Origin of the sequence: Picosynechococcus sp. PCC 7002 (genome assembly GCF_963860125.1) — a bacterium.
In the GTDB taxonomy this organism is placed as follows: Bacteria; Cyanobacteriota; Cyanobacteriia; order Cyanobacteriales; family MRBY01; genus MRBY01.
Genome location: NZ_CAWLFA010000007.1, coordinates 133,589 through 160,186 on the forward strand (window position 1 = coordinate 133,589; position 26,598 = coordinate 160,186).

Here is a 26,598-nt window from a genome sequence, read left to right on the forward strand (position 1 = left end):
ATGATCCAAGTCGAAAATCTTAGTAAAACCTATCAGACAGCTAAAATTCTGGATAATTTAGCTCTGACAGTGGAACCAGGGCAAACCGTGGCGATTTTAGGGCCATCCGGGAGTGGCAAAACCACCCTGTTACGCCTAATTGCTGGCCTTGAACAACCCGATGGCGGTACCATTTCCCTCGCCGGTCAGGTGGTCAGTTCTTCAACGCAAATCCTCGCCCCCCACCTACGCCACATTGGGTTTGTCTTTCAAACGCCGATTCTCTGGCCCCACATGACCATCTCCCAAAATATTGCCTTTGGTCTGGGCCACCTCACAGCCCCGGTGAAAAAACAACGCATCCAACAACTCCTCGAACGGTTGGCGATCGCCTCCTTAGCCCACCGCTATCCCTACCAACTTTCCGGGGGGGAAGCGAAACGGGCTTCCTTGGCAAGGGTTTTAGCGCCCCATCCCCCCTATGTCCTTTTCGATGAACCCCTGACGAACCTGGATCTCGCCCTTAAACAGACTCTGCTCCATTACATCCGCGAATATCTCGATCTCACTGCCGCCTGTGCCCTTTATGTCACCCATGACCCGACCGAAGCCCAATATCTCAGCGAGAAAATTTTCTGGCTAAAGGGAGGAAAGCTGCAATCCGATGAAATACCCTGAACCATACAGCTTAAAACTCTGGAAATACCTGCTTTTTGGCGCAATTGTCAGCACCTTGGGCCTATTTATCTGGGAACTTTTGTCTCTCTTTCAAAGCTGGCAGGGACAACCCAAACAACCAGGCTGGGAAATTATTCGTCCTCCCCAGGAAGTTTCTGCCCTCGTCATCCAAGGTGATCATCTCTGGGCCGGGGGTCAGGCAGGGGTCTTTCAAATTGCTTTACAACCTCCCCATACCGTTGAACCCCTCCAATGCGATCGCCCGTTGCAATTCGTCCGTGCCCTAGCAATCGATCCCGACGGTGTGCTCTGGATTGGCCATGGCAACGGTTTAAATTATGTCGATGCCCAAGGGTGCCACCCCTATCAATCCGATAAGCCGTTTTTTCAAGGTCAAATTAATGCCCTCTATGTGGATCGGGCGGGTCAACTTTGGATCGGCACCTGGGAGGGAGCAGCGGTCAAGGAAAACAAGGATTGGCACTTTTTAACCCCGGCGGATGGACTACCGGATCGGATGGTAAATGTCATTCATCAAGATGCCGAGGGGGGAATGTGGTTTGGCTCGGCGGTGGCTCCTAAAGGCGGGTTAAGCCACTGTATTAAGAAATCCTGCCAACTTTTTTCGACGGCCAATGGGCTGGCCCATAATAACATTACAAGCCTATTTAGCGATGATACAGGGCATCTCTGGGTGGGCATGGGTCTTTTTGATCGTGGTGGCCTCGCTCGCCTGGAACGACGCACGACTGGTTGGGCGATCGCCCAAATTTTCACCAAAGCAGATGGCCTTGCTGGAGAAAAAGTCCGCTCCATCTACCAAGATCAAACCGGGGTGCTGTGGTTTGGCTCTGAATATAACGGTTTAGCTCGCTTAGATTCCCAGGGACGATGGCTCATTCTCACGGAAGCCGATGGTCTGGCGGATCAGGAGGTAAAGGCAATGGTACAGGATCGATTTGGTAATCTCTGGCTCGGTACCCGTAACGGCATTACGCGACTCGATGCCCAATATTTACGCAATTTAGGGGAGCAATAACCATGGCTGCTTCTTCTAATGGGCAAAGCCAACAGGCACCGAAAACCCTGGTGCAATTGCTGGGCTGGCTTTTAAAAGCTTTTCTGCAAGCATTACCTCGCCAAATCGTGGTTGGGGTTATCGTCGGTGGTGTGATGTGGCTGGTGCATACTTTCCTATTGGTTGGTGTGAACGAAGGGTTTAATCCGACCACAAATCCTTGGCTCGGTTCCGTCTTGGTGATCTCGGATCAGCTTGTACCCGGCACATTATTTTGGCTATTTAGTGGCATTTTGGTGGGTCACCTATTTCGAGGCACCCTGGGTAACTATCTCAAGGGGATCGGTCAACTGCCGCAAATCTGCGTGGATGTTGGCCAACAAGCTAGTCAATTTCAAAGTCCTTTCCCCTGGGTGGGTCTGGCGGTGGCGATCGCCTTTAGTACCTTCTTGGGCAATCTGCTGGTGAGCATCCAAATTGCTCTGTTTGCCCTGGCCGCCGTTTGTGAACCCCAACATCTCCTGCGCCTTGCGGCTCAGTTGGGTTGGCAAGATGCCCATCGTCTATTTCGCCATCAATCTCCCCCAGCTTTGTCCCAGGTCACGTTACAAACCCTCCTAGCTGGCCTCATGGTGGGTTATCTCATTGCGGCCATTTGCTTCTGGTTTTTTGGTGGCATTCCCCAATTACTTTTCCTCGGGGCGATCGCCATTGCTCTTGTTCTCATTTTTAGAAACAACCAACCGCCATCGACCCAAACTTTAATACTGCTATCGCTCAGTTTGGTAGGGTTTTACGTCGCCCATGGTATTCCTGTTCTCGCCGATGACTGTGGTTGGCAAGAAGCAGGTGGTAGCCTAGATCGCTGGTTAGCCAGTGGCCCCTGCGTTATCACAACAGCGACCCTTGGTTTTCCTGCTGCGGGCGGTTTCTGGACAGGCTGGATTTTAGGTAATTTACCTTCAATTCCCACAGTTATCTATGGCACTGGCACGCCGGATGATCCTTTTCGCGACTATCCTGATGCCAACAATCCCCCCTGGAAGCAAGGTATCTACGGTACGGGTACAAAAGAAGATCCTTTCCGCGATTATCCTGATGTAAACAATCCACCGCAAACCCCAGGTATCTACGGCAGTGGAACACCAGATGATCCCTATCGTGATTATCCTGATGCCAACAATCCCCCCTGGAAACAAGGTATCTACGGCACTGGTACAAAAGAAGATCCTTTCCGGGACTATCCTGATGTGAACAATCCACCGCAAACCCCAGGTATTTACGGCAGTGGAACACCGGATGACCCCTATCGAGATTACCCCGATGCCAATAATCCCCCCTGGAAACAAGGCATCTACGGCACGGGCACGAGAGAAGATCCTTTCCGGGACTATCCCGACGCGAAGAATCCACCGTGGCAACAAAACATTACTGGAAGCGGCACGAGAAATGATCCCGTTCGCAATGTGAACATCCCACCTGGACAGAATTTTCCAGCTTCACCGGGCCAAGGGCCAGGCGTACCGAAGCAACCTGGGATGCCAAATGCACCTTTTTATAATCCTAATAGTTGGGTTCCTGTCGATCCACGGGTAAATCAATGGATTGGGTCGCGGGAAGTGTATCGCAATAATTGGGATGTAACACCCGATGGAAAATTTGTCACCCTCAAAGATAATCCGCTATTTGTCATTCCAATTTCTCAAATTACGGGAGATTCTGGGGATGATTGGGCGACGATTTTTAGTACCCCAGTTCCAAGCACAGATCATGATCAATATGTTGAAGGTATTGTTGATACGGCTTTGATCATTGATAGTCTTGAGGCGTTAACGGGTGATTCTGAGATCCGCCCATTGACAAGATCGGGCTGGAACCAGCTTTCTGATGCGGATAAACAGCAAACCCTACAATACATTGCGAATTTATGTGGCCATAAATTGGGAGTAGGGCCGGTACAGGTCGATTTCGGTTCTGGCCTAAAGGATGCTAATGGCAATATGGTTCATGCCCACTTCGATCCAAATACAGGGCGAGTTGTGTTTAACACTGACTCATACATGTATAAAAATCCTCAACAGGCGATCGCCACCATTGGCCATGAGGTGAAGCACGCTCAACAATGGGATCCGAATAACCCCATGGAAAACCCCACGGCCCGCCACGCCGCGACGACGAATGCCCAAAAATATACAGGCTCAGACACCGATCCAGTGATTTATGCGGGTCAATATAACGAAAATGATGCTGAATCCTTTGGTAACCGTTTGGGCAATGCCCTGAGTAAAGAAGCCTACAAGAAAGAGTTAGCCAGCATTAAAGATGTCTGGGATCAACTGAAGGGGGGCGCAGAACAGGCACCAAAAAATCAACCACCAAAATCCTGGGTACGGGAGAAAACGCTCATGGATTTTGTCAGTAAGGCAAATCCCCAGCAACGGCAGCAAATTTATAACCTTGTTAAATCCGGTGCTTTAAAAGTTAAAGATGATTGGGGGCAAGAGGTATGGTAACGCCACAAGAACATCCGTTATTACCCTTAGCAACGGCGATCGCCAATTTAGGCTATCAACCAACGTCGTTACTCTGGAATGCAACCCAACGCATGGCTCAGGTACCGGGTTTAGCCCAGGATCTCTTGGCCTATGTAAAAGCAGGTTCACCGCCTCCAGATTTTTCCCAGCAACAACCCGCTAGCTTATTTAAGCCTTTACCAGGCGGCTATAGTGTTGCAACCCTAATTCGGGATTATCAGTTTCAGGCCATTGGTGCTTTTTTGATCGCTGTAGAACTCAGTCTGCGGCCCGACCAAGGGAAAGCTTTGTTAAATTATTTTCTTCACCGGGGTTATTGGCGTACAAATACCGATGGTTCAAGGGATCTGATCTTTCCCCCGCTCACAGAACAACTGCCCCAATGTCCCCAATGCCGTAGCCGCTGGTTTGAAGATCTGCCCCGATGCCCAAGCTGTGGCCTTGTGCGTCGTCATGTCACCGTTGAGGATGGCCCCTTACCCTTGGAGGAATTGGCGACAATGACGCAAACTCAATCTGTTGATCAAAAAGTTCCAGCGGCGATCGCCCCTAACCATCCCGTTTCCCCGACGAGCGTAAATCGACGCTGTGCCCAATGTCATCATCCTTTATCCCAAAACAGTCATTTTTGTCCCCATTGTGGTGCCGTTGTTGCGGTGGCTGCTGCACCTATTGAGCATCCTTCAGCTTGTCCGAAATGTGGCCATCTAGCCCGCCCTGGTGCAAAATTCTGTAGTCATTGCGGTCTGAATTTAAACTAACTCTCGTCTCTACACATCCCTAGGACTCATCTCCTAACGATAGAGGGTGAAAATCCTCTCATCTATCATTCATTATTACTTCTTAAGTACTGTCGTATTGTTAAAGATGGAGTCTCTATTTTTTTAGACGACTCTTAAGTAAAGAAAATCTGGAGAAAAATTATTGTGGATACCGCAGTTCGTAAGGTGAAAGGTCAATGCCGTTGTGGACAGGTGAAATTTGAGGTCACGTCAGAACCATTGATTACAATGGCTTGTCATTGTGTGGGGTGTCAGAAAATAACTGCAAGTGCGTTTAGCCTGAGTGCATTATTTCCGAGCGCTACCTTTTCAGTCACCTCTGGTGTACCTGTTATTGGTGGAATGCATGGGAACACGCGTCATTATTTTTGCGGATATTGCATGAGTTGGCTATTTACACGGCCTGAAGGTTTGGATGATTTTGTCAATGTCCGCTCCACGATGCTAGATCACCCTCAAAACTACAAGCCATTTATGGAAACCTATACGGATGAGAAGCTAGAGTGGGCTACGACAGGTGCAAAGCGTAGTTTTAAAAAACTCCCACTTCCAGAGGAATACCCAGCGTTAATCCAGGAATACGTCAACAAATAGCAGCGGCTACAAAATTGAGGAATGTACAGTGCAACACATAAATCCCACCATACTTAATCGATATTCAAAGTGTCAGACGTATTAGATACAAAAATCTCTGAGAAGATAGCGAGGAAGTGATTTACCGATGCGGCGATCGCCATGTTGCATCACGAAAGTCTGCGGTAATATCCTGATAAGCCTGGTTTGTTGTGTGGCAGGTGCGGCGTACCCCCTAGTTCAACCATAAAAACCAAAAAGTAAAGCCCACGGAGAGGAAATATGTCATGGCAGACCAAACATTTAAGACGTCGCCACAAATCTACGCGCGGGCAGTAGGGGTGTTGTATCTGATCATCATCGTTCTCGGACTTTTTAGCGAAATATTTGTGCGATCGCCACTTATTGCTCCAGGAGATGCAGCGACGACTGCCAGCAACATTATGGCAGCAGAGGCGCTTTTCCGGGTTGGATTTCTAGCCGACTCAATTATGTGCCTGAGTGATGTGGCCGTGGCTGTATTACTGTTTGTACTTCTGCGGCCAATTAATAAAATACTTGCTCTGATTGCCCTATGTTTCCGAGTGACCCAGACAGCAGTAATTGCCCTTAGTCTCCTCAACTATTACGCAGCCATACTTCTTTTGAAAGGTTCAAATTATACTGCGGCATTCGATGTTGCTCAACTCAACTCACTTTCATCGCTATTTCTTGATCTGCACAGCTATGGGTATGATCTCGGCCTGATTCTGTTTGGGGTTCATTGTCTCGTTCTCGGTTACTTAATTGCCAAGTCGCTATATATGCCCAGGGTGCTTGGATACTTAGTCATGGCTGCGGGCATCACTTATCTGATTGGGAGTTATACACGGTTTTTGTTTCCGGACTTTGTCGAAGCTATCGCGCCAATTTATCTGGTGACGATTATTTCAGAACTCTCCCTATGTCTGTGGTTGCTGATTAAGGGAGTGAATCCAGAACAGTGGCAAGAAAAGGCAGAAAGTGTTGGTTTGCTATAAAAAAATATATTTTTTGAATGGGACAGATTACTTCATTGTTCGTTAAAAAAGTTGTCGGAGTCGTTGAAGATGCCCTCGACAAAGATGACCTCTTGAAATCGCTCGGTATTGATCCAGATAGCGCCGCTGATCCCTCCCAGATGGTTTCTGATACGGATTATTATTCCTTTCTAGAAAAGATTGCCATAGCCGAAAATAATGGTACAACTTTGCCACTGCGAGCGGGGGCGGCAATGCGTTGTGATGATTATGGTGCTTTTGGCCTGGCCTGGAAGTCAGCTACACATCTGGATTGTTATTCATATTTTTGTGCGTTCTGTTTAAACCGATAAAACTGGTCGGCCGCTAACCCTAGGGAATACATCATCAGGCTGTTGCTCGAAACCCCGACCACTGTACCCACCAGGGGAATCATTTCGAAAAAACTTAGGCCTGTTTTGAGACCATTGCCGCCGAGGGACAAGCCAAAAATTGCCAGAATTTCTGCCCGCCGACGGGGATCCTGGAGATTCAGCCCATGGAGGCCAGAAATTTGATAAACCATCTCCGCCTGGAGTTTTGTCATACTTGCCAACTCCCAGCCGAATAATGCCAGGGCCAAAGGGGGCAAAAGATTGGCCACAAACCCTAATTTGGCAGCTTCTAGACTTTTTGCTTGGATAACTCGCTGGGTTAGTTGGGTTGGATTTTCGTTGGGATAAGCCTGTTTTAACCGCTGAATCTCAGCCTGAGCCATTGCCACATCCACATCTCCGACAATTGCTGCTAGCCAACCAAAGCCAAAGATTTTCTGAATTGTTTTAAAGATAGGATTGTTGGCGATCGCCACCAGATTTTGCCCTGTATTAGCAGTGAAAGTTTCAATGAAATCGTGGAGATCTTTTTGGCGGGCTTTGGAATCGAAGGGATTAGTCGGCATAAACTCCCAAATAACTTACAGGCTAATAGTCGTTCCTTTACCGTAACAAGTTGCTCCCCAATCAACCTCTGTAAAGAGAAGCAGTTTGATGCTAATCACCCAGCATAGAGTGCTAGAAAAAATTGTCTGGAGGTCGTGAAAGAGCTTTGATGGGGCTAGGAGCAAGCTTGACGTAGGCCAGTCTTCAAGCCATGGTGGGGAAAATAGTTATTGTTCACAGTATCCTTTAGGATATGGGTAGCTTCCCTAAAATGTTTTCTCCTGTTTTTGCTGAACTTTCCATGTAGAAAGCTTTTTAGGGCTTGTGTTTGTCAAGCGGCTTAAGTTGACAATGCTGTTTAGCCTCATCCATATTTTGGATTGCTGAAGGTCAGTATATTTTTACCAGTAACAACACTCATCAACTTTTTTAAAATGCCTTTAAAAACTAGCTCTACCGCTGTTACGACGCCAGCAGACAAAGCAGGGCTAGGTATGTTCGGTGGGGTCTTTACCCCTTCGCTGCTGACTATTTTGGGGGTGATTATGTACCTCCGCTTTGGTTGGGTGGTTGGCAATGTCGGCCTTTTTGGTACATGGCTGATTGTCACGATGGCTGTGAGCATTACCTTTCTGACAACGTTATCAATTTGTGCGATCGCCACTGATCGGGTCGTGCGAACTGGTGGCGCTTATTTTATGATTAGCCGCTCCCTAGGCATCGAGACCGGAGGAGCCGTAGGGATTCCCCTCTACTTTGCCCAGGCGCTGTCAGTTGCACTTTATACCATTGGATTTGCCGAAAGCGTTGTCAATGCCTTTGGCCGCTTCAACCAGACTTACATTGCCCTAATTGTCACCATTCTTGTGGCAGTATTAGCAATTACCTCAGCCGAAATTGCCATCAAAGCCCAGTACTTCATCATGGCGATCATCGCCTTATCGCTTGTTTCCCTAGCTTTCGGTTCACCACTGGAAGCAACTCAGCTAGAACCCTGGGGTACGGATAGTGGCGAATCTTTCTGGACAGTTTTTGCCGTCTTTTTCCCAGCCGTGACCGGAATTATGGCCGGGGTTAATATGTCCGGCGATCTCAAAGAACCGACAAAGGCAATTCCTACAGGTACATTGGCAGCCGTCGGCGTTGGTTATTTGATCTATATGGCTCTGCCTTTTTTTCTTGCCACCCGAGCCGATGCCAGTACGTTAGTTGAAAATCCCCTAATTATGCAGCAGATCGCCTTTTGGGGGCCATCAATTCTGTTAGGCATTTGGGGAGCGACATTATCGAGTGCTATCGGTAGCATTTTAGGTGCCCCCCGGATTTTGCAAGCCTTGGCAAGGGACCGCGTCTTACCGCGATGGCTAAGCTTCCTAGGCAAAGGCAGTGGTCCTAATAACGAACCACGCATCGGCACGGCGATCACCTTAGGGATCGTCACAGTAGCAGTCATGGTGGGTGATTTAAACTTAATCGCACCAGTGCTGAGTATGTTTTTTCTCACAACCTACCTAGTACTCAACATTGCCGCTGGCGTTGAAGGATTTCTTGATAGTCCCTCTTTTCGCCCTTTATTTGCAGTGCATTGGTCTTTCTCACTGCTTGGGGCTCTTGGATGTTTAGCAGTTATGTTTTTAATTAATCCAGTGGCGACCATCGTTGCTGGATTAATTGTTGCGATGATCTTTCTGTGGATTCAGCGGCGGGAATTAAAGAGTACTTGGGGAGATGCTCGTCGCGGTATTTGGATGATGCTGTTGAGAACAAGCTTATTTCAACTGGGTCATCACCCCGATCCGAGAACATGGCGGCCCCATATGTTAGTCCTTTCCGGTGCACCAACGCGGCGTTGGGGATTAATCGAATTAGCAGATGGGTTAAATCGCAATCGGGGCCTGTTTACCATTGCAAGTATTTTGCCGATGGATTCTCGCAGTATCCGTCAGCAGCAGCAAATGGAAAAGAGCATTAATGATTATCTGCAAGAGCGAAATATACAGGCATTGGTCAGGGTCTTGACCGCCCAAGATCCATTTGTGGGCGTGGAGCGGCTTGTTGAAATTTATGGCCTTGGCCCCATCGTGCCTGATACAGTCCTCCTTGGTAATAATGAAACCCCCGAAAATCGCAGTAGCTATTGTCAGCTTATCCATGCACTGCATCGCGCTGAGCGTAATGTGATTATCTATCGAGAGAAATCTCAGCCCGAAAGTAAGCAGCATCATCAAATTGATGTTTGGTGGGGAGGTTTGCACGCGAATGGTGCACTCATGATGATCTTGGCAGAGCTACTGCGGGACAGTATGGAATGGCGTAGCGCTCAAATTTATTTGAAGCTAGTGGTGCCGGATCAATCAGCCGCAGCAACTGCCAAACAAAATATTAATGTCCTGGTGCAAACGCTTCGCATTGATGCAGAGATTTGTATCTTGGTGGCAGAAGGTCGATCATTTGATGAGATTTTGTCTGAGTCTTCGCGTAATGCAGATCAAGTCATCCTCGGTATCGCAGAACCGAACGAGAATTTTTATGATTACTATGCCTCCATTGAAGAGAGAATCCATGATCTACCATCTACAATGTTGGTTCTTGCTGCACCAAGCTTCGCCTTTGCTGAAGTCCTAAAGAAGTAGTACTTATTTTTTTCGATCCAACTTCAAATCCTGCTGTATCAAAAAATCTGCACTTCATGACTCTGTAATGGGCATTAGGTCGTTCACAATAAGGGTGTTCCGCAGCTCTCGCTACCCATGGATATTATTTTAGCTCTTTGTATTGGCGTTACTCTCAGTGCTGCTGCTGGCTTTCGTATTTTCATTCCCCCGCTAATACTCAGTGGGATGGCGATCTTCGGCGATCTATCCCTCGGTGAAGATTTTGTCTGGTTGGGAACTTACCCAGCCTTTTTTGCTTTTGGAATAGCGACGATCGTTGAAATACTTGCTTACTACATTCCTGTTGTTGACAATTTATTAGATGGGATTGAGATTCCTTTGGCGATCGCTGTTGGTACTCTTTTAACTTCTGCCAGCCTGGGGCAGCTAACTGAACTGGAACCGTTACTCCAATGGACTTTAGCAATTCTTGCAGGTGGAAGTACTGCCGGTACCATTGAAACTTTTACGGCGGTAACGCGAGGCGCTTCAACTACGGCTACTGGCGGCATTGCTAATCCAGTGGTGTCAACGGTCGAGGCTCTTAGTGCCGGAGTTTTATCTTTACTGGCACTATTTGTGCCGTTCCTGGCAATAGCGATTGTTGTTGGGGTTCTGGGAGTTGCGCTACAGCGACTATTTCGTGTTTTTGTTCGAAAATCTAGATCTTAGTGATCTCAGAGCAATTGATTATGAGATTGCTGAGGAAAACAATCTTGCAATTTTTGACCAGACAATGTTTCTGATAATGTGCCCAAGCTGTTAAATGACCTGACTGCCATTGGTCATCAAGGCCCAGTCTTTGAAAAGGTTGCAGTGAATCCTTACGGAGCCTGTTTTGGCAGGAGCAACTATTTATTGTAGGTTTGGCGGTCTCTTCATGTTTTTTTTATTTATACTTGCGAAATTTGTATACTTGCCAGATTGTCAAGTCATAGCGCAAGAAAATTAACATTGCGTTACGATGCAATCAAGATGATAGCCTCAGTGCCCCATAAAAAATCGAGGATGACAATCTTCGCCGCGAAGACTAAAACTTACTCAATATTCACGGCGATCGCCTTTACTGATAGCTACTGGTTTACGTACTCATGTTTCCTAACCTCCTCAATGCCACCCAAGAATACTGGCGCAAGCTAGACGACCTGGAAGCAAGGTATCAACAGGGTGAAATTTCATTACAAGAAGTTAATGCAGAGGTGACCAGACTAATACGAGAATTAGGAAATGAGCGACGCCGCAGCCTACGTAGTTTTAAAAATATGCTGCAGGGGTGGTTTAGTCAGCAAAAGGAATTCGTTTACGGGTTAATCCTGTTGGCAGTTGTAACCTATGGTTGGGTCATTTCAACGACACAGTTCTCTTAGCTCGACTTTATCCATTGAAGGAAGTGAGGAAACGGTAGCAAAATCAGAGTAGAAGATTCGCAGAGGTTCTGAGGCAATGCTACCGGGGGCGAGGGAGCCAAATTCTGGTTATCAGTGCTCAATGAAATCTACCATCGCGGGGTAGAGAACATTTGGGTAGTACTAAAGGGGTAATGATGAATTTTAGTGATGGATAAAATTCCACAGCAGTTCAATGTGATTAAATACACACCTGGAGAAAACTAAGTGGCTATGTCCACATTTTTGATGGTGTATTGAGATAGACCGCAACAAACCCATCATTACCTTTTAGGTTTCACCTAATTGCGTAAGCAAAAAGCACTAGCACAACAAAAGCCAGATGTTACTTAAGAACAAGGAATAAAGCCAAACTCAATACGGTAAATGACATCCTCTAAAGTCACATCCACCGTATCAATACCCATAGAAGTAACTTCATCACCGGAACGGGGTCCCCAAGCGCTAATGTTAGTGTTAATGCCAAAGTTTGTTGTAACCGGTCGAGTGCAAGCATTGACCGCTGAAAGGGCAATATCGACATTACGTTCAAAATCGCTTTGAAAGCCTGGGCCAAAGTTGCTACGGTCAACCCACCCGCCACTTGCACCGAAACTCGCAAAAGTATTCAGCGTACTACGTGCCCCCGATACATTAGGAATATTGGCATAACCTAAATAGCGGAGATTCACCGGTTGTACTGTGTAACCGCTAGGAACATCAAGCTTCATACGAATGTTGCAAGAAGCCCGTTTAAATTCCCGTCGGGCCGCTTCGGTATACATTTCACTAAAAATAATTGAAACCGAATTCCCATTCACAATCCCAAAAGCACTGCCAGGAGGACAGCCACTACCATTTACAATGACTGGTACACGTTTAAAGGCAAACCCTTCTTCTGCCTTGACGGCTTGAACATTCGCAGTGACTATACCCGAAGCAGCCAATAGACCTAAAAAAGCGTGTTCTAACTTCATTTCAATTACCTCATTAATGATGCAGTTTCCAATTCGTTTTTCTAGATTTAAAGTTCTAGATTTCAAGAAAGTCAAAAGTTCGCCAAAAGATTTGACGCAGCTATTTATTAACTGGTGATGGTGTATTAATGCTTTCTTTTTTGAAGAGGTATTGCAGATTGTGTTAGGGTATTTGACTAGATTGGTTATCAATTGTTTCCAATTTTTAGATTTATTTTACGGGAACAAAATTCAAGATTTTTAGTCGATCCAGACGCTGTTTTCAGAATCGTTCAAAATTAATATTTTTTTGCATCTAAATTCCAACTAGGTACCTCTCTTTTTTTCAGAGATATTAATAAGCCAATTAAGAATCTCCTGATACCTGAGTTTTAATTAATTGGCCAATATTTCAGCAAGCTCTAGGAATAGCACTAATTTGGAAGGAATATATCCATTGAATCTGAGAGGATACCTAAACAGCATCAAATACTATTGAGTCACTACCCTAAATCTCTTCATGTGGGGGACGAGACTGCATTGACTTAGCATTTAGGAGATTTTCCTAGCCTGGGGGAGCAAGGGGGGCTTTGCCAGCATTATTCCAAACCAACCCTAAGAAGAGTGAATAACTCTCCACAAAATAAGTCGACATCCAAACGCTTGAACCGTAGTGTAGAATATTCGAGAATGATTATCATTTTTTATTATGTCGATACCCCCACCTCGCCCAGAGTCTCCTTTAGCCACTGTTGTAAATATTTCTACTAAAGCCACAACCCCTGCTAAAACCACTGATGCTACGACTCCTGCTGAAGTAGCAATATATCGGCCCCGGCGACTACGACGGACTACTGCTTTACGCCGCATGGTGCGTGAAACGGCTTTGACGGTGAATGATTTTATTTATCCTCTATTTGTCATGGAGGGTGAAGGACAAAAAGCGGAAATCCCTTCGATGCCTGGCTGTTTTCGTTATTCTTTGGATTTGCTATTAGCTGAAGTGGCGACAGCTTATGACCTCAGCATTGGGGCGATCGCCCTTTTTCCGTTGATTCCTGATTACCAAAAAGACAATATAGGTACCGAAAGCCATAATCCTGCCGGGTTGATTCCTCGAACTGTACGGGCGATTAAAGAAGCTCTGCCCGACATGGTTGTAATCACAGATATCGCCCTCGATCCCTATAGCAGCGAGGGCCATGACGGCATTGTCCAAGATGGAGAAATTCTCAATGATGAGACAGTTGCTGTCCTGGTCAAACAAGCCCTCATGCACGCAGAGGCAGGGGCTGATTTTGTGGCACCATCGGACATGATGGATGGTCGCGTGGGTGCAATTCGCCGCGCCCTCGATGCAGCGGGCTGGATTAATGTGGGGATTCTTGCCTATTCCGCTAAATATGCATCTGCTTACTATGGGCCATTTCGAGATGCCTTGGATTCGGCCCCTAAGTTTGGTGACAAAAAAACCTACCAAATGGACCCGGCCAATGGTCAAGAGGCCCTCAAAGAAGTGGAATTAGACATTCTCGAAGGGGCTGACATCGTGATGGTTAAACCGGCCTTAGCCTATCTGGATATTATCTATCGCATCAAACAACGGACAAATTTACCCGTCGCCGCCTACAACGTCAGTGGGGAATATGCCATGGTCAAAGCAGCGGCCAAACGGGGTTGGTTAGATGAACAAACAGTCGTGCTAGAAACCTTGACCAGCATGAAACGGGCAGGGGCTGACTTGATTTTGACCTATTTCGCTAAGGAAGCGGCTATAGCTTTACAGCAAATGTAATTCGCTGATCTTCCCTACATCTAAAACCAGTCAGTCATCCTTCGGCGCGTTGCCGCATAAAACTTGCAGGGCGATCGCCCTCCGACAACCAACAAACCACTAATTGATAAAACTTGATCCCATGGACTTACCCATTTCTTTGACCGATATTCGCCAACAAACCATTAATACTGAAATCAAACCACCAGTTTCAGAAGCCGAAATGCAGGCAGCCGTGCGCACTTTATTACTCGGCTTAGGCGAAGATCCAGATCGTGAAGGATTACGCGATACGCCGAAACGATTGGTTAAAGCCCTTAAATTTTTGACATCTGGCTACCATCAATCCCTCGATGAACTCCTGAACGGGGCTGTGTTCCATGAAAATACCAATGAAATGGTCTTAGTGCGAGATATTGATCTATTTAGTTCTTGCGAACACCATATTCTGCCGATTTTAGGCCGCGCCCATGTGGCCTACATTCCAAATGGTAAGGTGATCGGCCTCTCTAAAATTGCCCGTATTTGTGAAATGTACGCCCGGCGTTTACAAGTACAAGAACGCTTAACCCAACAAATTGCCGATGCCCTCCATGGATTATTACAACCCCAGGGAGTCGCTGTTGTGGTTGAGGCAACCCACATGTGCATGGTGATGCGTGGGGTCGAGAAACCAGGCTCTTGGACAGTAACCAGTTCAATGCAGGGCATATTTGCCGACAATGACGCCACTCGCCAAGAATTCATGGAGTTAATTCGCCATCGTCCTTCGTTCCACTAGAAAATATTGATTCCCCTGGAAATCTAAAAAAATCCCCCTAAATTACCTTTTTTTGGTGGTTTAGGGGGAAATTCTGCTTTTTTTGGACGAAAAAATCAACCAAATCCCACGGTGCCATAGCGCACTGTCCGAAAGGTCACTTGGTCTGTATTGGGATTGTAGAGGGTGTAGGTGGCTTGCTTGGGGACTCGGTCCACACTGCCAACACCAACAATCAAACGGGCGGCAGTACCAACAGAGTCGCCAATAGTATAGTTCTGACTGACCGCAGTCTGGTCAAGGGTAGTGACTGTAGCCGCCAATTTTCCGGTGCTCACCTGATATTGGAAGGTTTGGCCCGATCGACCGCAAAAAAGGCGATTACTCCCCGTGCGGGACAGACGATCTAGTAAAACCAAAGGAGAAATGTCTGGTGTGAGGGCTTCAAACACCGTCAGGCTACTGCCATGAAGCAAAAGACAGTCTAATTCTGCAAATAAGAGTTTTAAGAAAATAGCTCAAGCTATTATGAACTTGAGCTATTTTTGTCTATTTTGAGATTCAATCTATTACTAGAAATCATCATCAGAGTCATCATGGTTATCGAATTCTCCAGACATCTGTCTTAACATAAGAATGACTGGTCCTGGCAATTCAAGCGAAGCAATTAATGAAATAAGAACGTGGTCAGGAACATCTTCCTGTTGATAAGCTTGCAGTTCTGATTCAGTCAGCAAGCCTGACTGTAATATTTTGTTCAGGTTTTCTTTGTAATTAATGATTTGTCTGAAAATATATTGTTTTCGTTCTGGGCTGAGGTTAACTTCATACTGATATGTGGCAACAAATTCGTTCCCAGTCAAGCTGTCAATCATCGCCATCGCCTTAGCCAAGCTGCTTCTTAAAGCTTGTAGTTCATTCTTGTGAACAATAACTTCATCTTTGCTGGAACTAGGCTGCCCTAAAGCAATTCGTTTTAAATCGTCTTCGCTATACTTTTCTGAAACAACATGAAGCAATGGTAAAGACTCTAGCAGCTTAAGACTATTAGCGGAGGCAGTGTGTCTACCAAATAAAGTAAGACGATTGATTGTCGATAGATTTAGCAGGTTTTCTCCGTACCCAAGGCTTTCTAATTCATCATTGACAATCTTTACAAATTCAGCTTGACCAATCTTTTTCCCTAGGCGCAACGAGACTTCTTGAATGATGTTCTCTACAGTGTTACGGATTCTATAGATTTGATTTTGGTCTGGAAATAGTTTGCGTCCAATGTACATTAGGGTATGTTGAAAAAGTTTAATTACATTGTAGCTACAAACTGTGTTAATTAACCATTAACATAAAAATTCAATTTGCAGTATTCAATGAGCACTAGAACTAATTAGTGCTAGTGCTCGACTTTTATATCATTAACCATCTGGCCACTCCATCGACCTCTCGGAGAGGGCGATCGCCACACCTGAATTTCATTCGTCGGCAGCGGTAGGGGTACTTCAATCAATTGATCGGCCCAATCATGCCAAGGGGAACTGGCGATCTGCTCGGAGACAAAGGCCAATCGCTGACAGGGAAAACCAGCCTCTTCCAATGCTTTTAGCAATTCTTCCCCAGACGCCAGGGCCACATAAAAACCAAGCTCTAAGATGGCGATCGCCCCCTGTTCTACGGCGCGGATCAGTTCAATTTCCTGGCCTTCTTCTAAAAACTGCCAATGGGGAAACTCAAGGGCGAGACAATGGCGATCGATGGCACAGTCCACCGTCCGCGGTGCGAAATAGGTAACAGGCACCGTTTTCCCCTGGAATTGCTGCCGGAGCCACTGGGTTTTTCCGGAGCCCGCCAGACCGGCGATCGCCACGATAGCTGTTTTTGTCCAATCGATCATTATGTTTTCTTCCTGCTAGCGGACAAGCCAGCGCTTGGTTCAGTGATTTGTTATTATCGATATTTTGATAATAATTATCATTTTTATTTAAAGTCGTGAAAATGTCTATCCCCCCAAGAATTTCCGTCAAGGCGATGCAGCAGTGTGACATTGCAATTATTGGCGCAGGCGTCCAGGCCCTGACCTTGGTGCTTCATCTTTTAAAAAAACGTCCCCAGTGGCGTAAGCGGATTGTTGTTTTTGATCCCCATGGTTGTTGGTTGGCCCGCTGGTCTCACCAGTTTGCGGCCCAGGAGATTCCCCATTTGCGATCGCCGGCGGTACATCATCCCCACCCAGATCCCTTTGCCCTGCGTAGATTTGCTGAGGGACGCCCCAATGAACTTTTTCCGCCCTATGATTTACCCAGCACCCAACTTTTTGAAGATTTTTGCCGAGAGGCGATCGCCGAATTTCAGTTAGAGCAACGACTAATTGCCGCAGCGGTTACAGAGTTAATCCCTCCCCAGAGAGGTCAACGCAAATTTTGTTTAACCCTACATAATGGCCAACAGTGGCAAGCGAAGCGGGTCGTTCTAGCGACGAACCAAACCCAACGACAGCTACCAGATTGGCTGGAACAGATCGAAGCTAGCTATCCATCTGATCGTCTTTGCCACAGTGATCGCGTTGATTTACGGAAGTTACATCTTCAGGGTGAAAAAATTGTCATTGTTGGTGGTGGTCTCTCCACAGGCCATCTCGCATTGGGGGCGATCGCCCGCCAAGCCCAGGTTACGATCGTTGCCCGTCGCCCTTTCCAAGAGAAACTTTTTGATGCCGATGCAGGTTGGTTAGGGCCGAAATATCTCAAGGGATTTGCCGCTGAAACCGATTGGCAAAAACGCCACCAAATGATTCTGAAAGCCCGTAATGGCGGTTCCCTCACGCCAGCGGTGATGACCCAGCTCCGCCGCGCCGAACGCCAGGACAAAGTTACCCTCAAGCCCAATTGCCAAATCCAAGCCGCCCATTGGCAAGGGAATCACTGGCAGTTGCACTGTGACAATGGGGAAATTCTCCAGGGCGATCGCCTCTGGTTGGCGACGGGGAGTCGCTTTGATGTCACCGCCGAACCCCTACTCACTAGAGTGATGGAGCGTTATCCCCAGCCGATTGTGAACGGTCTCCCTATTTTGGATGAATATTTACGCTGGCAAGGCTGTGATCTGTTCCTCATGGGAGGATTAGCCGCCCTGCAACTTGGCCCCACCGCCCGAAATATCTTCGGGGCGCGTCTGGCTTGCGATCGCCTTGTCCCTGCCCTAACCAAATCAAGTCTGCAACGCATTTACCAAGCGAATACCTGCTCTGGAGTTAGCGCCTAGCAATGTAGGTGTGAATGAATAGTTTTTGGGAGTTTGCTCTAAGTTTAGAGACATAAAAGGCGATCGCAGTGGGATCATTGCTTCAGAAGCACAAGTTATCCACCTAACCTGCCGGGAGTTTTGTGTACTTTTATTACATTATTGCTGATCTACGACTTTGGCTAAATACTTCCGGGATACTTTGCTTTTCATTGTGCTAGCCCATCAACATTAAGCTGACCTATGCTGATCTTGGGCAAGCGCCTTTTTCTTTCCCTGAGAAGATCCTGTAGAATTAGAGAAATTTAAAAAAGATGAGGGTCAGCGGAATTCTGCTTCCACCGACCCATCGAAAAACTTTTGACCGGGTTATTCGATGGGTATATCTTAGCAGCTTTTTTGCTGATTCTCCAACACCCCCATCTGGAGAATAAAAAAATGACCGCCTTTGCCATGATTACCGCCGATAGTGACTACCTCCTCAACCAAGTCAGTCGCTGCGCCGCCACCCTCTACAACTGGCTTCTACGCAAACGTCCCGCCGGTACAACCTTTGAAGTAGACCTCGATACTTTCCGCCACTGGACTGGCAAATTCCGCAAGAAACCCTACTGTTCTAAGTGGATCCGTCAGGCCGTGACCGAACTCGCAGACATTGGTCTCGTCGATATTCAGCGCCAGTACAACAGCAAAATCTACAAACTCGCCGCTTATCGTCCCGGGAATAAAACTTCCCAGTTTGGGAATAAAACTTCCCAGTTTGGGAATAAAACTTCCCAGTTTGGGAATAAAACTTCCCAAAAACGCGCCTCAAACCCTGATGCTGCCGTACCTTCTTATATAGATACTAAAGATTCAACAGATCAGGCTTGTTCTGCTGTTCAATTAAAATTTTCTTTTTTGGATTCTCAGGCTACTGATGTACTGGAACAGAAAACTCAGTTTAGCCAAGGGAAAAATGTTAAAAACTATGAAGTTGGAAATGCAGTAACTGGTGAAACTCACAAGTTAGACCAAAGGCAAAAAAAGCCGCCGGGCCAAAGTGTAAAATCAACAAGAAATATTGATGGGGATGATGGTGGGCTGATATCTGGGGAACAAGTAGTGAATCCACAGGAAGTTGCTGAAACCATGACTGGGGACAAGACTGGGGCTGTTGGGTTTGCTAGGGAATTGAGGCAAAAAGAGAAAGAGAAAGATAAGCGAACTCCAGTTCAGGAAGCTAAGGATGGCGCAACCGAGACTATTGAGGAAAAGCAATCGCAGACGGAAGAAGCGGATAAAGCGGATGTGGTGGTGAATGCCCAAGCTAAGGCTCATTTGGAACGGCTTGATGATCTAGGGATTGTGTTGAATCCTTCTCTGGTGCGGTTAGTGAAGACGACGGCGGCAGAAATCATTGAAGGGGCGATCGCCGCCTATCAGCGGTATCGGCGTGACCACTATGTGAAAAATCCAGCGGGCTTTTTTGTTTATGCAGTCAAGAATGCAGTGGCAAATAATCACACAAGTGAAAGGGCGAATTTCTTCTACTGGTTTGAGGCGATGAAGAAGTTGGGGCGTTTGGGCTACTACGAAGAGGTGGATGGGGATTATCTGGTGCGGGATGGTATTCATCTGGTGTCCTGGCAGGTGCTAGTGGACCGGGGCTGGACTTGTGAATATTTGCAGAAACGACTGCAGCGCTAAAGGCTCTAACATCAAGTGATTTGGCTTCTTAACCTACCTTGAAGACAGATCTCGATTTTCAGTTGAAAATCGAGCTATGGAAAAAATCACAATGCATTCTCGATCAAAAACAATTAATCAAAAACGATGACCAAAGTCGCGATCGCCGCCGATTCTAAACTTGCCGCCAATATCGGCGCAGAGATTATCGCCCAGGGAGGTAACGCCATCGATGCCGCCCTCGCCGCCACATTAACTTCCATGTGTTGCGAACTGGGGGTCATGGCACCGGGCGGCAGTGGTTTCATCACGATTTGGCCCCAGGATCGAGAACCCGTTGTCATTGATGCCTATGCAGCGATGCCTGGTAAAGATTTCCCTGGCGATCGCCCCTACCCAGAGTTACAAAAGACCTTGCTGAACTATGGTGGTGGCATTTATACCGGAATTGGTTATGGTGCGGTGGCAGTGCCAGGGATGTTCGCCGGGATCGCCAAAGCCTCAGCAGAATACGGCCAATTGTCTTGGGCAGAATTAATCAAGCCCGTGGCCAAAGTGGTAGAGCAAGGCAGTCCCCTGTCCCGTGTTTCAGGAATGTATTTAGAACAGGCCCATGCAGCGATTTTTGGGTGGCATCCCGAAAGTTATCAGCTTGTTCATCCAAACGGCAAAGATTATCTCAAGGCTGGTGAGATCGTCCGCTTACCGGGCCTCGCCAAAACCTTACAGCTGATAGCCGATGAAGGCCCTGACTGTTTGTATCAAGGCACTTTAGCCCAGGAATTAGTCGCTGCAATGGAGCGATCGCACGGTGCCATTACCCAAGCTGACTTAGCAAGCTACGAAGCGATTATCAGAGAACCAATTCGGCTGAGCTACGGTGACTGGGAAATTGTCACCAACCCGGCCCCCGCAGTGGGTGGTGCTTGTTTAGCCGCTTTACTCCTCCTCCAGCAAACCCGTCAAAGTCTCGACCATAAAACCATTGCTGCGATCCAAGAGGCCGTCCTTAACTATCGTTTTGAACATCTCAATGTTGACCAAGATCGATGGCAAGCAGTCACGGATCTGCTACATTTTGCCCGGACAAATCAGCTCGATCATTACCGCAGTTCACCTTCTACGATCCACGTGTCCACGGTCGATGATCAAGGTTGTGCCTGTTCGCTGACGGCATCGGCGGGTTATGGTTCTGGGGCGGTAATTCCCGGTCGTAATTTTTGGTTAAATAATTCCCTGGGTGAGTTGGAGCTGCATCGAGAGCAGAGTGAACCCATTGCGCCAGGCACGAGATTGATTTCAAATATGGCCCCCACCATTGCGCGTCACCGGAATGGATCTGTACTGTCGATTGGTTCCCCTGGTGCCTCGCGGATTACCACGGCGATCGCCCAGTCACTGACCAACTTTATAGTGCATGGCGATTCTCTCAGTGAGGCCATCCGACGACCGCGCCTCCATGTGGAAGCATTTGACGACCAATTGATGCTTGCCTACGAAGAAGATTTAAGGGCTGAGAATTTATTGAATCTGTCGATGCCACTCCGGGAGTTTCCGCCGCTATCAATGTATTTTGGTGGCGTACAGGCCGCATTGTGGTCTAAAGAAGCGCAGCAATTGCAGGCGATCGCCGATCCCCGACGGGAGGGCAGTGTCGCTTTTGCCTAAAATCCAAAATCTTAGGTGTGGTTACTGGAAAAGGCTACTTTTCTCTAATGAGAGGAGGTTTGGGATAAATTTTGCAGCTTAAATTGGGGATATCTTTCGGCTGTTGGCACCTTGCAACCACCCCGGAGGTGGATGTTTTGTGTTGGGTCTTCGACAATCTCTGCGGTATAAATTATTTGGCGATCGCCTTCTTGTTGAGCCGTGATCTGACACCGAAAAAACGTCTCGTCTTTATTCGCGTCTAATATTTGAAAATCAACCCCGTAGTCTAACCATTGCCAACCATGACGGTACCATAATCCTCGCTCTAAGATTTGTACCGGCGCAGGTAAAACGCCCCAGCCTCGATAAACTTTTTTGAGAAAATCTAAATCGCCTTGACGGGTCAGTAAAGATTGCAAGGAAGCCTCATCTAGCCTGCCATAATAACGTCCTCCAGGAAACTCGATGGCCGTGGGCGCAAAGCGATGTCCACCGAAATGAGTTGCTTGCCAAATGCGCACTCGATCTTCAAGGTTTAATTCTTGAACCAATCGTACTGCTTGCCGATAAAAGGGCTTGCCATATTTTCCACAACACTTGTCATAAGTGCCGTGGGTACAAACAAGAATATCTCGTTGTTGTTGGCTTGAATCTGTTGTAGCAAAAAAACTATCTGAATCAGTGAAACAAGTTTCTAGGATTGGAATAACTTCTGCTAACTTCGAAATTGTAAATTCTTGGCGTTTGTAACCTCGAATAAATCCTTGCTCTTGTTTTAATAAAATAGCTCGACTTCGATCTTTTGACGACGATTCACCCCAAATAAATATGGGCCGGATTTGGATTTTTCTCGGTGTCAAAAAAGTTTGGTAAAACTTTAGGAGCGGTATAAATTGGGGATCACTCTCTAAAATGTTTTCGCGCCAAGGCTGGGCATATTCTAACAAAAGATAATAGGTTGTATTGACACCCCAGCCGATAGGATCTTCTCCTAGTTTGCGGGATGACTCGGCACAAAAAAATGAATTCATATCTCGATTAGTTAATCCCCCAAAAATCCTGTAAGGCTTTGAGATGTAGGAGCGAAGCCTTGCAGCTGTAAATCATACTTCGTATTAATTAGTGCTAGTGGATGTTGTTTCTTTTTGGGCGGCGATCGCCAATCTTGCTCCTTCAATTTGCCGCAGTTCATCCATTACTTCAATCACTGATCCATGGCTAACTGCTTCATCGGCATTGATAATCACCAAGGTTTCTGGGTTCTCAACCATTAGATTTCGGACACCAGCTTGGAGTGTAGCGATTTCAACGGGTGCTTCGTTGAGAAAAATATCTCCCGCCGCATCTACGGTCACCGTAATTTCAGTGCTCGGTTGCTGTTGTGCTGTATTTGCCCCAGGTAGATTAACCGGTAGGCCCTCAGATTTCGTCAAATAGAGGGTCGAAATAATAAAATAGGCCAAAATTGAAAAGATAATATCAATCATCGGCACAATATTAATGCCTGCGGATTTTTGTTCTTCCTGGGGAATACGCATAGTGGTGAATTTTTAAAATAAAAGAATTAAGCTTAAATGGATGGCTTATACATAAAAAAATAGCTGCGCATCGTTTGATTAGCAGGCATTAGCGGTTCATAATTGCTTCTTCACTCTTTTCATAGAAGCGGCGATATAGTAATTCTAACTGGCCACCATACTCTTGGATAAATGCTAAGTTACGTTGATATAACCCATTAAAGAGATTGGCAAAGAGCAGGGTGAAGATTGCCACAACCAGACCCATCACAGTCGAAACCAATGCTTCACTAATTCCACCAGTCACCCCAGCGGCATTGGTATTACCCACATCACCAATGTTGAGCGCCGAAAAGGATTGCATCAAACCGAGGATCGTTCCCAACAATCCCAGTAGGGGCGCAACAGCAATAATTGTGTCAAACACAGTATTAAACCGTTTTAGGGTCGGGATTTCGGCTTGGGTTGCACTTTCGAGGGCGAGACGAAACTCTTCACTGTTGGGATTTTCTAAATCAAGGGCTTCTAAAAAAATCCGGGCAATGGGTAGATCCGCGTTACGCTTCAAAAATTTCATCGCATTGAACGGATCTTGCCGATATAGACCGAGGGCGTCCCGGACAACTTGACGCTGCCGACGATTAATCCGCCACCAAAAAACGGCTCGCTCAATAATGCAGGCTACACCGGCCAAAGAGAAGAGGAACAAGGGATAAGCAACGATGCCACCGGCGGCAAAGAAATTTGTGATGTTCATAGTGCTATGGGTTGAAATATGCGAGGGCGTTTAAGAAGCATTATCTGGCACTGCTGCCCAAATGACTAGAGCCTAACTCAAACTATTTTCAATAAATTTATCCTTGTATATCAGAAGACTTAGCAAAAACAAAGCCTTTAATCTGAAATGGTAATTCCTGAAAATACTTTTAGTTCTTAGTTTCAGTGGCTTTTAGCCGATAAATGTGGCTCTGCAGAAATTTCAAATAAAATAGATTCTCGATAAAGAACTTGACATTGATTGAGATAATCTCTTAATCTTCCTGATCTAACGCAAGTCTTTAGCAATAAGTGTGAGGAGAGTTTCTTGAAAGAGTTGACCTATAGTCTTGGTATCGCCAGTGGGATGCTGGTCGCCCTGGCTCCGGCGGTAGTGGCCCAAACAGTAATTAGTAATATTCGGATTAACCCGACCTCCTTGGGTGTAGAAGTTTTTCTGGAAAGTGATCAGGCGATCGCCCCTGAAGTAAATCAACGGCTGGAGGGCGATCGTCTCATCCTCGAAGTCGAAAATGCCCAGTTAACAGATGGTGCAATTTTGCCTGATTTTGCGCCCCAAGCTGGTCTAGAGGCCATTGAAATTACGCAAATATCTGAAAATACCGTTGAAATTATTCTTGTGGGTGAAACAGCAGCGCCCTTTGTTGATGTACTGTCTCAACCCTCTGGTTTGCTTGTACAGGTAACACCGGATGATTTTGTTGATAATTTGGAATTAATCGTTACGGCAACTCGGACGGAAGCAGAGGAAGCGGCGGTACCCCGGTCTGTGACAGTGATTTCCCAGGCAGAAATTGCCCGTCAAGCGGATCTCAACCGCGATCTTTCGAGTATTTTGGCGAAGCTGGTGCCTGGTCTCTCACCTTCGACAGAAACCACCAGTATTTTTGGGCAAAGCCTCCGGGGTCGTAATATTTCGGTCTTGGTTGATGGGATACCCCAGAGCACAAACCGTAATGCCCAAAGGGATTTGCGCACCATTGATCCGGGCGTGATTGAGCGGATTGAAATTGTCCGTGGCCCCAGCGCGATCTATGGAGATGGTGCCACTGGTGGGATCATCAATATCATCACTAAGCAGGGAGCCGCCACAGGCGCAGAATCCCGCAGCACTATCGGCTTTGAATTTTCCACGACCAATCCAGAAGACAGTTTTGGTTACTCTCTCCAGCATTCTGTGTCTGGTACAGAGGACAAGTTTGACTATGTCGCGGATTTTGCGATTTCCAAGACAGGTGGTTTCTTTGATGCCGATGGCGATCGCATTCCGCCCGATCCGTTGGGTCAAGGGGGTTTAGCTGACCTCAGAAGCATCAATTTATTTGGAAAATTGGGCTACAACATCGACGAAAACCAACGGCTCCAATTCAGCTTTAATTACTTCTCTGATGACCAAGATTCTGACTTTGCCCTCAATCCATTTCCTAGTGGCGATAAGGCAGAAGCCAGACCTGGCCTTGTCTTGCCTGATCAACCCGGCACCGAAAATACATTGGTTAGTTTGGCCTACAGCAATGATGATCTCTTTGGCAGTCAGTTAAACAGTCAGCTTTACTATCGAGATTACTCCACCCGTTTCTATCCTTTCGATGATGATTTTGGCACCTTCGGCGGTAAGCTCTATCAATCAGAAGTAGAGTCGGAGAAAATTGGCGCTCGGGTAGACCTTAATACGCCCCTCGCAGCTGGTGATCGCCTCAGTTTACTTTGGGGTGTGGACTATTTTTACGAAGAATCTGCCCAACCTGCTGATCTCTTTGATGAACCTACCTTTGAAGCGAGTAATGGCCTAGTTTTTGAGCGAATTGGCACAGAGTTTCTTTCACCTCCTACAGAACAGAAAAACCTTGGCTTGTTTGCCCAGTTAAATTGGAATGTGACCGACCAATTGGTTCTTAATGGTGGGATTCGCCAAGAATTCATTGATGTCAGTGTGGATGATTTCACCACCCTAGCGGGCAATGATGTCACAGGGGGCGAACTGAACTACGATGCGACCCTCTTTAATGTGGGCGCTGTGTATGCTCTCAATGACAATGTAAATATTTTTGGGAACTTTGCCCAAGGCTTTTCCATTGCGGATGTGGCCCGTTCCCTACGGACTTCTCCAGATGGTAGTAGTGTAGAAAATCTACGGCCTGAAGCCCAACGGGTTGATAACTATGAGTTAGGGATTCGCGGCAACTGGGGTAATGTGCAAGCTTCCATTGCTGGCTTTTATAGCTACTCAGATCTTGGTACTACCTTTGATAGTGCGTTTACGACGATTCGTGATCCCCAGCGCATCTACGGTGTTGAGGCCGATCTACGTACTCAACTCAGTGAACAACTCGCCCTAGGGGGAACCTTTACTTACACCGATGGCGAGCGGGATGCCAATAACGATGGCGATTTTGAAAGTGGCTTACCTAGTTTCCAAATTCCCCCTGTTAAACTAACCGGTTTTGTGGAATATGAACCCATTGAAGGCTGGGAAAATCGTCTGCAATTATTGTATTCAGCGGGCCGTGATCCCAAGGGTGATGGCTTTGGTTTAGGGGAAGTAGAAAGTTACTTAACTGCTGATTTTATCAGTAGCTATGACACTGGTGCTGGCAAGATTCAGCTCGGCGTTGAAAATCTTTTTAATGCTGAATATTTTCCCGTCATTGCCCAGGTTTATGGGGGCAGAAATCAATTTGCTGGCAGAGGTCGCACCATCAGTTTAAGCTACAGTTTAGATTGGTAAAATCCAGGGCGAT

The 26,598-nt window shown here is 46.7% G+C and carries 24 protein-coding genes; 16 read left to right on the plus strand and 8 right to left on the minus strand.

The window, feature by feature from the left end; translation table 11 throughout:
* The 7 genes from AACQ84_RS16080 to AACQ84_RS16110 all read left to right on the plus strand — a co-directional run bounded on the left by AACQ84_RS16080 (nt 1) and on the right by AACQ84_RS16110 (nt 6,915).
* Nucleotides 1–657 (plus strand): ABC transporter ATP-binding protein, encoded by a 657-nt coding sequence (locus AACQ84_RS16080; protein ID WP_012305592.1) that lies wholly within the window; start codon nt 1–3, stop codon nt 655–657.
* Nucleotides 644–1,696: a ligand-binding sensor domain-containing protein gene (locus tag AACQ84_RS16085; RefSeq protein WP_012305593.1), complete on the plus strand. Its 1,053-nt coding sequence runs from the start codon at nt 644–646 to the stop codon at nt 1,694–1,696. The genes AACQ84_RS16080 and AACQ84_RS16085 overlap by 14 nt, the downstream gene beginning before the upstream one ends.
* 2 nt (nt 1,697–1,698) lie before the next feature.
* Nucleotides 1,699–4,188 (plus strand): hypothetical protein, encoded by a 2,490-nt coding sequence (locus AACQ84_RS16090; protein ID WP_012305594.1) that lies wholly within the window; start codon nt 1,699–1,701, stop codon nt 4,186–4,188.
* A complete protein-coding gene (locus tag AACQ84_RS16095; protein WP_012305595.1) occupies nt 4,182–4,970 on the plus strand; it encodes a zinc ribbon domain-containing protein in 789 nt (262 codons plus the stop codon). The genes AACQ84_RS16090 and AACQ84_RS16095 overlap by 7 nt, the downstream gene beginning before the upstream one ends.
* Nucleotides 4,971–5,135: 165 nt before the next feature.
* The gene (locus AACQ84_RS16100) at nt 5,136–5,585 is read left to right on the plus strand and encodes a GFA family protein (RefSeq protein ID WP_012305596.1); all 450 of its coding nucleotides are present in this window, start codon (nt 5,136–5,138) and stop codon (nt 5,583–5,585) included.
* Nucleotides 5,586–5,851: 266 nt separating this feature from the next.
* A complete protein-coding gene (locus AACQ84_RS16105) occupies nt 5,852–6,583 on the plus strand; it encodes a DUF4386 domain-containing protein (protein ID WP_012305597.1) in 732 nt (243 codons plus the stop codon).
* Between the two features lie 17 nt (nt 6,584–6,600).
* Nucleotides 6,601–6,915 (plus strand): AraC family transcriptional regulator ligand-binding domain-containing protein, encoded by a 315-nt coding sequence (locus AACQ84_RS16110; RefSeq protein WP_012305599.1) that lies wholly within the window; start codon nt 6,601–6,603, stop codon nt 6,913–6,915.
* Here AACQ84_RS16110 and AACQ84_RS16115 read toward each other — a convergent pair.
* Nucleotides 6,879–7,502: a hypothetical protein gene (locus AACQ84_RS16115; RefSeq protein WP_012305598.1), complete on the minus strand. Its 624-nt coding sequence runs from the start codon at nt 7,500–7,502 to the stop codon at nt 6,879–6,881. The two genes, AACQ84_RS16110 and AACQ84_RS16115, sit on opposite strands and share 37 nt — an antisense overlap.
* A 414-nt stretch (nt 7,503–7,916) precedes the next feature.
* Here AACQ84_RS16115 and AACQ84_RS16120 point away from each other — a divergent pair, with 414 nt between their 5' ends.
* From AACQ84_RS16120 to AACQ84_RS16130, 3 genes are all read left to right on the plus strand, one after another.
* Nucleotides 7,917–10,115 carry an amino acid permease gene (locus AACQ84_RS16120; RefSeq protein ID WP_012305600.1) on the plus strand — a complete coding sequence of 733 codons (2,199 nt, stop codon included), beginning with the start codon at nt 7,917–7,919 and terminating at the stop codon, nt 10,113–10,115.
* A gap of 117 nt (nt 10,116–10,232) precedes the next feature.
* Entirely contained in the window at nt 10,233–10,808 is a 576-nt protein-coding gene (locus tag AACQ84_RS16125) for a DUF4126 domain-containing protein (RefSeq protein WP_012305601.1), read from the plus strand.
* A 419-nt stretch (nt 10,809–11,227) separates the two neighbouring features.
* Nucleotides 11,228–11,503 (plus strand): hypothetical protein, encoded by a 276-nt coding sequence (locus AACQ84_RS16130; RefSeq protein WP_012305602.1) that lies wholly within the window; start codon nt 11,228–11,230, stop codon nt 11,501–11,503.
* Nucleotides 11,504–11,871: 368 nt separating this feature from the next.
* Here AACQ84_RS16130 and AACQ84_RS16135 read toward each other — a convergent pair whose 3' ends face one another.
* The gene (locus AACQ84_RS16135) at nt 11,872–12,498 is read right to left on the minus strand and encodes a DUF4360 domain-containing protein (RefSeq protein WP_012305603.1); all 627 of its coding nucleotides are present in this window, start codon (nt 12,496–12,498) and stop codon (nt 11,872–11,874) included.
* Nucleotides 12,499–13,186: 688 nt separating this feature from the next.
* Between AACQ84_RS16135 and hemB the strand changes: the two genes are divergently transcribed.
* Both hemB and folE read left to right on the plus strand, forming a co-directional pair.
* On the plus strand, nt 13,187–14,272 hold the full coding sequence (gene hemB, locus AACQ84_RS16140; RefSeq protein ID WP_012305604.1) for a porphobilinogen synthase: 1,086 nt from the start codon (nt 13,187–13,189) through the stop codon (nt 14,270–14,272).
* Nucleotides 14,273–14,393: 121 nt separating this feature from the next.
* On the plus strand, nt 14,394–15,032 hold the full coding sequence (gene folE, locus AACQ84_RS16145; protein WP_012305605.1) for a GTP cyclohydrolase I FolE: 639 nt from the start codon (nt 14,394–14,396) through the stop codon (nt 15,030–15,032).
* Between the two features lie 95 nt (nt 15,033–15,127).
* Here folE and AACQ84_RS16150 read toward each other — a convergent pair whose 3' ends face one another.
* The 3 genes from AACQ84_RS16150 to AACQ84_RS16160 all read right to left on the minus strand — a co-directional run bounded on the left by AACQ84_RS16150 (nt 15,128) and on the right by AACQ84_RS16160 (nt 16,899).
* Complete coding sequence (locus AACQ84_RS16150; protein ID WP_049761816.1) at nt 15,128–15,463, minus strand: hypothetical protein; 336 nt, start codon at nt 15,461–15,463, stop codon at nt 15,128–15,130.
* A 120-nt stretch (nt 15,464–15,583) separates the two neighbouring features.
* Nucleotides 15,584–16,291, minus strand: a complete 708-nt coding sequence (locus AACQ84_RS16155; RefSeq protein WP_012305607.1) for a hypothetical protein — start codon at nt 16,289–16,291, stop codon at nt 15,584–15,586.
* Between the two features lie 110 nt (nt 16,292–16,401).
* On the minus strand, nt 16,402–16,899 hold the full coding sequence (locus tag AACQ84_RS16160) for a hypothetical protein (RefSeq protein WP_012305608.1): 498 nt from the start codon (nt 16,897–16,899) through the stop codon (nt 16,402–16,404).
* Between the two features lie 101 nt (nt 16,900–17,000).
* Between AACQ84_RS16160 and AACQ84_RS16165 the strand changes: the two genes are divergently transcribed.
* The 3 genes from AACQ84_RS16165 (at nt 17,001) to AACQ84_RS16175 (ending at nt 21,581) form a co-directional block, all read left to right on the plus strand.
* The gene (locus AACQ84_RS16165) at nt 17,001–18,266 is read left to right on the plus strand and encodes an FAD/NAD(P)-binding protein (protein WP_234991434.1); all 1,266 of its coding nucleotides are present in this window, start codon (nt 17,001–17,003) and stop codon (nt 18,264–18,266) included.
* A gap of 417 nt (nt 18,267–18,683) precedes the next feature.
* Entirely contained in the window at nt 18,684–19,934 is a 1,251-nt protein-coding gene (locus AACQ84_RS16170) for a hypothetical protein (RefSeq protein ID WP_012305610.1), read from the plus strand.
* A 126-nt stretch (nt 19,935–20,060) separates the two neighbouring features.
* Nucleotides 20,061–21,581, plus strand: a complete 1,521-nt coding sequence (locus tag AACQ84_RS16175) for a gamma-glutamyltransferase (protein ID WP_012305611.1) — start codon at nt 20,061–20,063, stop codon at nt 21,579–21,581.
* Nucleotides 21,582–21,625: 44 nt separating this feature from the next.
* Here the strand turns inward: AACQ84_RS16175 and AACQ84_RS16180 are convergent, their stop codons facing one another.
* From AACQ84_RS16180 to AACQ84_RS16190, 3 genes are all read right to left on the minus strand, one after another.
* The gene (locus tag AACQ84_RS16180; RefSeq protein WP_012305612.1) at nt 21,626–22,594 is read right to left on the minus strand and encodes a sucrase ferredoxin; all 969 of its coding nucleotides are present in this window, start codon (nt 22,592–22,594) and stop codon (nt 21,626–21,628) included.
* Nucleotides 22,595–22,678: 84 nt separating this feature from the next.
* Nucleotides 22,679–23,101 carry an ExbD/TolR family protein gene (locus tag AACQ84_RS16185; protein ID WP_012305613.1) on the minus strand — a complete coding sequence of 141 codons (423 nt, stop codon included), beginning with the start codon at nt 23,099–23,101 and terminating at the stop codon, nt 22,679–22,681.
* Between the two features lie 88 nt (nt 23,102–23,189).
* Nucleotides 23,190–23,837, minus strand: a complete 648-nt coding sequence (locus AACQ84_RS16190; RefSeq protein ID WP_012305614.1) for a MotA/TolQ/ExbB proton channel family protein — start codon at nt 23,835–23,837, stop codon at nt 23,190–23,192.
* 327 nt (nt 23,838–24,164) lie between these two features.
* Here AACQ84_RS16190 and AACQ84_RS16195 point away from each other — a divergent pair, with 327 nt between their 5' ends.
* Nucleotides 24,165–26,585 carry a TonB-dependent siderophore receptor gene (locus AACQ84_RS16195; RefSeq protein WP_012305615.1) on the plus strand — a complete coding sequence of 807 codons (2,421 nt, stop codon included), beginning with the start codon at nt 24,165–24,167 and terminating at the stop codon, nt 26,583–26,585.
* Nucleotides 26,586–26,598 lie beyond the last annotated feature (13 nt).